Genomic DNA, 209 nt, shown 5'->3' with positions numbered 1-209 from the left:
CCTGGCCTGGCAAGCTGTCTGAAGGCGCTGCGCGAAGGGGATACGCTGGTGGTGTGGAAACTGGACCGACTAGGGCGCGATCTGCGGCACCTGATCAACACCGTCCACGATCTGACCGGGCGTGGCATCGGCCTCAAGGTGCTGACCGGACACGGTGCGGCCATCGACACCACGACCGCCGCCGGCAAGCTGGTCTTCGGCATCTTCGC

Annotated in this window: 1 protein-coding gene; it reads left to right on the top strand. The window is 66.0% G+C overall.

The features are described from left to right. Positions 1–209 (top strand): recombinase family protein (locus ABWL39_RS20965; RefSeq protein ID WP_367796180.1); only part of this gene is annotated, 209 nt, incomplete at both ends.

Origin of the sequence: Chitinivorax sp. PXF-14 (assembly GCF_040812015.1) — a bacterium.
Taxonomy (GTDB): Bacteria; Pseudomonadota; Gammaproteobacteria; order Burkholderiales; family SCOH01; genus JBFNXJ01.
This window is presented reverse-complemented; position numbering and strand designations above follow the sequence as displayed.